The sequence below is a fragment of the Glutamicibacter sp. 363 genome (assembly GCF_052379505.1).
GTDB lineage: Bacteria > Actinomycetota > Actinomycetes > Actinomycetales > Micrococcaceae > Glutamicibacter.
Genome location: NZ_JBQSYR010000054.1, coordinates 1 through 7,287 on the forward strand (window position 1 = coordinate 1; position 7,287 = coordinate 7,287).

At 52.9% G+C, this 7,287-nt stretch carries 7 protein-coding genes; 5 read left to right on the top strand and 2 right to left on the bottom strand.

The window, feature by feature from the left end:
* The 5 genes from ACT3UA_RS18495 to ACT3UA_RS18515 all read left to right on the top strand — a co-directional run.
* A partial coding sequence (locus tag ACT3UA_RS18495; protein ID WP_444617805.1) for a hypothetical protein occupies positions 1–1,163 on the top strand: 1,163 nt, incomplete at its 5' end.
* A gap of 342 nt (positions 1,164–1,505) precedes the next feature.
* Positions 1,506–2,624: a tyrosine-type recombinase/integrase gene (locus tag ACT3UA_RS18500; RefSeq protein WP_096286529.1), complete on the top strand. Its 1,119-nt coding sequence runs from the start codon at positions 1,506–1,508 to the stop codon at positions 2,622–2,624.
* A 48-nt stretch (positions 2,625–2,672) separates the two neighbouring features.
* Positions 2,673–2,858, top strand: a complete 186-nt coding sequence (locus ACT3UA_RS18505) for a hypothetical protein (protein ID WP_444617810.1) — start codon at positions 2,673–2,675, stop codon at positions 2,856–2,858.
* Positions 2,859–3,170: 312 nt separating this feature from the next.
* Positions 3,171–4,430 carry a hypothetical protein gene (locus ACT3UA_RS18510; protein WP_141393536.1) on the top strand — a complete coding sequence of 420 codons (1,260 nt, stop codon included), beginning with the start codon at positions 3,171–3,173 and terminating at the stop codon, positions 4,428–4,430.
* Positions 4,431–5,030: 600 nt separating this feature from the next.
* Positions 5,031–5,465, top strand: coding sequence for a hypothetical protein (locus tag ACT3UA_RS18515; RefSeq protein WP_141393535.1), 435 nt, complete (start codon positions 5,031–5,033; stop codon positions 5,463–5,465).
* A 288-nt stretch (positions 5,466–5,753) separates the two neighbouring features.
* Here ACT3UA_RS18515 and ACT3UA_RS18520 read toward each other — a convergent pair whose 3' ends face one another.
* Both ACT3UA_RS18520 and ACT3UA_RS18525 read right to left on the bottom strand, forming a co-directional pair.
* Positions 5,754–6,488: a hypothetical protein gene (locus ACT3UA_RS18520; RefSeq protein ID WP_141393534.1), complete on the bottom strand. Its 735-nt coding sequence runs from the start codon at positions 6,486–6,488 to the stop codon at positions 5,754–5,756.
* A 67-nt stretch (positions 6,489–6,555) separates the two neighbouring features.
* Positions 6,556–7,287: hypothetical protein (locus ACT3UA_RS18525; RefSeq protein ID WP_444617808.1), on the bottom strand; the 732-nt coding region annotated here is incomplete at its 5' end.

Consider the following 7,287-nt stretch of genomic DNA (forward strand, 5'->3'; position numbering starts at 1 on the left):
ACGAAGATCTACGACTTCACCGCCTCATAAAGCTGCTCACAGAGACAGGGCGACCCGAGAGTATTTATACCTACATGCGTCCGGGCACCAAAGCCCGCCATCTCCTAGAAAAGATTGGAAACCGAAACCTCGCACTCACCCATGAGGCCTTCGACGAGCTACCCACCTCAACAGCTGCTGAGCACCTAAGAGCCTTGCTAATTCACCATCGCATGATGCCCGAGCGCGGAAACGAAAACCTCGCTCGTTTCGAGCAATGGATCACAGCCAGAGTCGCCTCCCTGCCCACTGACGGGACAAGCCATATAGTCGAACTCTTCGCCAGGTGGCGCCACCTCAAACGAATCCGCGACAAAGCCGCAGACCCGGAGACCAACCACAGTACCGCCATCAGCGCCGCGAAACAGGAAATCACCGAGGCAGGGAAACTTCTCCTCTGGCTCAAGGAGACGCACGATATCGGCGCAGAAAAGCTCCAACAGAAGCACATCGATGACTACCTGAGCAGTGGCCCCAGCACCCGAAAACACATCCGAAACTTCGTTCGCTGGCTCAATAGTCAGCCAAGCAGCCGCACCCATGAGCTTGATACGCCCTTCCGAAAAGCTCAAGCCAACCCAATGATTACCCACATGCAGCGGACTGAACTCGTGAGGAACTGTTTAGAACACCAGCAAGTAGCTCGGTCTACGCGCCTGGCTGGTTTGATTCTTTTGCTATGGGCACACCCGCTGAACAAGATCGTCCTGCTTCGCCGAGAACATCTCATCACTGCTCCGGACGGCATGCGCCTCAAGCTCGGAGCAACACCGGCTGCCGTACCCGCAGCCCTCACTGAGCTGTTCTGGCAACAATTACAAAACCCTGAGAACAGCAACACCACGAATGCTGGCACCGACTGGCTCTTCCCCGGCACTCGTGCTGGCCAGCATCTACACCCGGACACCCTCGCCGGACGGCTCAAAGTCCTCGGCATCGATCCTCAAAGAGCACGCAACGCGACGCTGCGCAGCCTCACCCAGGAAGTTGACGGACGCACCCTCATGGACTTGCTTGGCTATAGTCCTGGAATCATCGCCCAGCATGCGTCAAGAGCAGCCGCACCTATGGCTGACTATATTGATCTGAAGAGGTCTGCTCCTCAGATTGAAGAGAACCCCTAGTCTTGAGGTTCTTCAAGCATCGGATCACTGACCTACAGCTCAGAAGCTCTCATCAGGGAGCCATCAAAAGTACCTGGATCCGGAGGAAACGGATAACAGGCTTTCCCATCAAAGGCTTTTGTATTGTCAGAACGTGCGAACTCGCGGTCCCCTCGATAAGTCATTGATAACCCGGGCGGCCTATGTCATCCAGCAACTTTCCCTGGATCACTCCAGCGCGCGCTGACCGATGAACCGTCTCGAAGCGATGCATGAATTTCTACCTTGATTAGTGCTCTAAAGAATTTCATTGACGAGATTCGCAAGTTATGCGAAAGCTTCGCATAACAGGTAGGAGCCGGCATGAAGGATCTGCCACCAGGGGTCGTGCCGCTGAGGCTAACGCAAGGGCTACCAGCATTACATCCAGAAGAACTTATCTGGTTGGAAATGCTCGATGGATGGCGCAACCAACAACTAGGCCGCAATCTTTCACCGCACACCATCGATCAGCGCATCTCTAATATCGAGCGCTTCCGGAGCTTCACTGAGAAATATCCCTGGAACTGGGAAGCCAGTGACATGGACGGATACTCGATGGAACTTCGAGGCGTCCGTAGGCTTAGCCGGTCAACGATGCTGACCTATCAAGTCAGCGTTCGCTTGTTCATGGAATACCTGACTGACTCCAGCTACGGATGGTCTGAAGAATGCTTCCGCCGCTTCGGTTCTTATCCCGCACAGATTGCTTTTGAATGGAATACGGCACGACACCGCTCCGAAGTGATGAGCGATCCAAAGAAGCGTCCATACTCCCGCGAGGAACTGCAATCGCTTTTCGACTGTGCTGACGATCATGTTGTCAGGGCTCGACGGGCGGGACGGAAAGGTTGGATCCCCTGGTACAGAACCTCAATCATAATGAAAACCGCCTACGCCTGGGGACTTCGAAGAAATGAGGTCCGTCAGCTCGAGCTCTCGGATTTTGGGCACAACCCGGCCGTCAAAAAATACAAGGATTTCGGAACTGTTTACGTCCGCCATGGCAAGGCCAAAGCCGGTTCTCCCCCGAAACGCCGCACGGTACTGACCGTTCCCGAAACAGACTGGGCCGTTGATTGCCTCAGCGATTGGATCAACGACGTCAGGCCGCGTATGAGCGTTGCGCTGTCTTGTTCATACTTGTTTCCTTCTGAACGCGGCGGACCGCTGACAGCAGATGCCTTAAGCGCGGCATTCTCCAGCATCCGCAAAGAAGCAGGACTTGCTGACGGGCTGGACTTCCATTCCTTGCGTCGCTCCTACATCACGCATCTGGTGGAATCCGGTTACGACGGCTTATTTATTCAACAACAAGCCGGTCATGAATACGGATCGACGACAGCCATTTACACTGGCGTCTCCCCCGACTATCGGAACAAAGTCGTCCAGCAGGCGCTTAGATCAATGGCTACAGACGCAACGCATCAGAGAAATGAGTGATACCAGATGGGCAAGCGAATGGAGTACAAGTGGAGGCTGCGCGAAATCATGGCCTCCCGCGGCCTGAACAACATATCCGACATCTTGCCACTACTGAATGATCGTGGGATCGACTTATCGAGCTCGCAGATTTACCGGCTGATCGGGCAGAAACCAGAGCGCATTTCTTTACAGCTGCTTTTTTGCTGTTGCCGATGCCTTGGAATGCACAGTCGAAGATCTCTGCGCTTATGAAGCGGTCGACGCGAGAACCCAGCTTCGCAAAGTCGGTACCGATGAGAGCACTGTAGCGTCGCTGAAAGATTCCACCCGTCCACGCCGGGCCCGCGTCTATCTGGCTGACGAATGACATCCCAAGAGCGCTCCTGCGCACGATGCGAACGCACAGGCGTGAAATTCAACGCCATCTGGCCAGAAGGCCATATCTGCCGACGGTGCTACCAACGAGCCGCACGCATCCATGGAACTTGCCCACAATGCAACCGAGAACATCTTCTGCCTGGCCTTGCACCTGATGGACAAGCGATCTGCTCAGAATGCGCGGGAATGCCGAATAATTTTGTTTGCACTCTTTGCCATGAAGAAGACGAACTAAGCGCCAAAGGCTTCTGCTCGCGTTGTCTGCTCAAAGATCATTTGCAAGCCCTCCTCCAAGACGACAATGGGAGGATCCCCGAGCATATGCGGTCCTTCTATGACGCCGTCACGACCCAGCCGAATGCCCGTAGCGCAATCGTTTGGCTGAAGACTAATCCTGCGACACGGAAGCTGCTCGGGGACCTGGCTTCCGGGAAAGCAGACCTAGCCCACCGGACCTTCATCGAGCATCCTGAACCGGGCAAAGTTAACCACCTGAGAAGAATCCTTACCAGCCTGGAGGCACTCGAAGATTATGGCAGCAGGGTCGAGCGATTCGAAACGTGGCTAGAGGCCAAGCTCAGCGACGTGCCAAACCGGGCGCATCAGAAATTGATACAACAATTTGCCACCTTCGTTTACTTGAACAGGCTGCGTACCTTAGAGAGCCAAGGGCAGCTGGAAGAAGGAACGTTACTGAGTGCTCGGCAATCCACCACAGTATCAATCGACTTCCTTGCGTTCCTGCAGGAACGTAAAAAATCAGTAGCCGGTTGCACCCAGCAAGACATCTATGACTGGTTGGCGTCAGGGTCCACGACTCGGAGCATCGCTAGAACTTTCGTCCGGTGGGCAATCCAAACTCAACACATGCCCAAGCTTGATTTCCCCTACCGTGTTGCCCAAACAGATCCGCGAATCAGTTCTGAAGAACGTAATGAGCTGATACTTCACGCATTGGAAAGCCCCGAGTTCGGCGCGGGTGACCGAGCTGCAGCGATTTTTCTGCTCGTTTTTGGGCAGCCTCTATCCAGGATCGCCGCGCTGAAGGTAGACCAGTTCGAGTACTCGGATGACGGCCGTCTGAGAGTAACTTTCAAGGCATCGCCAATCGAGATCCCTCCCCCATTCGACGAGATAATCAAAGAATTTCTGGCTAGCAGGATGAACCAAAACACCGTAGCGAATCAGAATTCCTCATGGTGCTATCCGGGATACGTTTCTGGTGAACACCTCAATGCGAATCATCTGATGCAGCGACTGCGCGAGGCAGGAATTAACCTTCGCGGCGCCAAGAACGCTGCACTTCAGGAGCTCGTGCAACGGATCCCGCCGGCCATCGTCGCCGAAACCATGGGCTACAGCAGCCAGGCTATGGAAATGCATCAGCAGCGCGCCGGCGCGAAATGGATGGTTTATCCGGCATTGATCGATGAGACGAATTCTTAAACGATCTGAGAACTGATGATGATTCTCATCCCTGGTTACGGATAGGCATGGGAACTGATCTGTTTAGGTTGGAATTCGCGGGTCAGCAATATCTCTGGTCAGGAGTTACGCATTTTGTGTTATGAAATACCTTCAACTCAAATTATTTTTACTTATTAAATTTCCACATGTTACTTGTTCTTCGATAGCCCCGTTCAATTCCGGCTTGATATACGGCGTCGGTTCTTATTCGAACGGATGTGACCAGCTCGCGTCCGATTGAAAACTACTATGAAGCTTGTTCCTTGGAGATCATATTCGTTAGAGATTGGGAAAGGTTCTAAGTGATCCATCATGGCAAGCCGGAGGAACTAGTGCCATTTTAAGCTAATCCAAGATGGCCACCGCAGACATTTTGGTTGCTTCTGAGCCCCCAACTCGTAACCCGAACAATCATCGTTGTGAGTATTCGTAGACGTCTACGCATGTGTCTGTGTGTACGAAACATCGACGTAGGGAGTAACCATGTGCCAGTACAGCAACCGATGCCCCGTCGGACAACATCGGCCCGGAACCAAATGTCAGTATTCCGGTTCGTCGCGACCCGACCGAAACTATCCCATGCCTTCCCCATACCGCATGGCCACCCCCTCCCCTGGAAGCTCTGGCCGAGTCTCAGGGGCCACGGCGCAGAAGCGGCTGTATCGGACAGCCGTGGCATCAACGGGAATCAACGGCCTCGACGTCCTGGCAATATTCATTCTGGCCGCGGTCTGGGACGGCAACCCCGACGCCATTAGCACCGGGACAATTCTGTTCGCCGTCTTGCTTGTGCTGCTTCCCCTCGGCTTGGGAATTTGGCTGACGCGCACCTGCACCGCATGGAACGGAACTGCGGAAGGGCGATGCGTCAGAGTTTGCTACGGCCTGCGACGATGCGGCATCCCTGAACATAGCAGGAGCGCCCAGTTCCTCACGCTGCCCGAAGGCGTGGCGTTGCTGTCCTGGGGAGTTGCCGTGTTAAACATTTGGATTCTTCTAAGCGGAGCCCTCTAAGGTACCCATTTAGGAATGATCGTTGGTGACCTAAACGTATATAGATCCACCCGTGAAATTAGTTCTAGTAGCAACAATCCTCCACGTATATCTGGGCGATGAGCTACCTTGACGAAATCCTAATTAGCGAAGCGCCCGACCGGAAAATATTCCGGTCGGGCGCTTCGTACGGCGGGATAGGCCGCTCACTCTATATTTACTTATCGAAACGTTCGGAGTACTGCGTATTAGGAAAAGTCAGGAACCTAACTCATTCACCCTGTTTACACCCCATGGAAAAAGCCTTGGTCAGTTGCCGGTTTGATCGCAAAATTTCCACGATATATAGACCGGACGATCAACTCCGTAAGAAGCAAGGATGTCAGCTAATAAACCTGTCATCCAGCCAATAGCGGTCAATGAATGTAGGCCAGAAGAGAAGGAGATCAGAGCGGAAGAAGCTCCCGGACCATCCCAAATACCATCAGAAATCGGTAGAGATTTCGTTGAGTCGATACGGTTGGCGGTAACTTCGAGCATCAGGACAGAAGCGATCTGTGAGACAAGAGCGTTAAGAACCTCGTCAGGGAAAGCATCTTTCTGCCCAGACTGAAACTCGACCGAAATGTCACGCCGTCTCTCATCACTTGACTCAAGAGCAACGACCCCACTTAGCCCTTCGGATGGAAGCGCGCCAGGGTTCAGGTTCTTTAGTTGTTGCAGTGGAACAGCAAAATCAACTTGTACTGGAGGCTTAGAAGTTTCGCATCGAAAAGTATCTGTCATAACAGCCAATGCGTAGCAGGGGAGAGGTGAGTTAGCCGAAGCAGGTTGGATGCCTACCTGGAACCAAACATCTGGTGCATTCTCTGAATGGTGAAAATCTTCTCCACGGCCTGCATCATTGACCACCCATGCTCGGCCTGCTGACGAACTTTCAGGGCCCCACAGCAGCTCTGAGTAGTCATTGAGGAAACTAACTGGGTCGGATAAAGACCTATCGGCCGGCATGCTCGATTTGGATTCCCAAATGCCAATGAACATCGGCTCTGAATAGTTTGATGAGAACAAATTTGAACCCTAAGTGTGTGAATAGGATCTAACGGTTTAGTTAGAGAACACGGCAGTTCACATCGGCCTGCATGCGCTTGACCTCAGTGGTATCGATCTGACCATCAGCATCTACATCGACATGGTTTCTCCATGAAACCCGCTTGGTGTCGTTGCAATCGTTGTGAGAGGTTACTCGGCTGCTAGACCCACCGCCTGGTTTTAGCTTTGTCTTCTTGGAGCAGTTTTTGCGTTCCCAGTATCCTGAGCCCTTGTTATTGGTGTAGTACTCGTACAAGCATGAGGTCACGTGTGCAGTGGCTGAACTGCAATTACCTTTCTTCCACCAGCCATGCCCCTGCACGGCAATCTTTGGTTTGGAGGTTGTAGAAATGTGAGGATTATCTGCGCCAGTCTCTGGTGTGCAGACCACAGCACGTGCGTTCATTTCCGGTTCATCATCGACGGGAACGAGGTTTCCCTCTTCATCGACAAATGGGGCGTCGAGTGCTTCCTCGGAGGTTGCTAGTCCGGGCTCGGCGTCAGGTGCGATCAGGTCGGCATCACTTACTGGTTCCGTGACAGAAACCATGCCTGTTTCAGCAATCGTGGTCGTTGCGCTAGCTGGACCTACAGCCAGCGCCGAAAGAAGCAGGCCACCGAGGGCAATCGATGAAATCCATCGCTTCGAAGTCAATCGATTTTGACTCAAGATTTTTCCTTTGGCTAGATGAAATATACGAACTCTTATCGTAGTTGCCGATTGCACAAAAAAATCAAAATCAATAAATGT

Bases quoted from the DNA above. Each gene is read 5' to 3' on its own strand.
- ACT3UA_RS18500 (WP_096286529.1), top strand. From the start codon at position 1,506: ATGAAGGATCTGCCACCAGGGGTCGTGCCGCTGAGGCTAACGCAAGGG.
- ACT3UA_RS18520 (WP_141393534.1), bottom strand. From the start codon at position 6,488: ATGTTCATTGGCATTTGGGAATCCAAATCGAGCATGCCGGCCGATAGG.
- ACT3UA_RS18510 (WP_141393536.1), top strand. From the start codon at position 3,171: ATGCCGAATAATTTTGTTTGCACTCTTTGCCATGAAGAAGACGAACTA.
- ACT3UA_RS18515 (WP_141393535.1), top strand. From the start codon at position 5,031: ATGCCTTCCCCATACCGCATGGCCACCCCCTCCCCTGGAAGCTCTGGC.
- ACT3UA_RS18505 (WP_444617810.1), top strand. From the start codon at position 2,673: ATGGCCTCCCGCGGCCTGAACAACATATCCGACATCTTGCCACTACTG.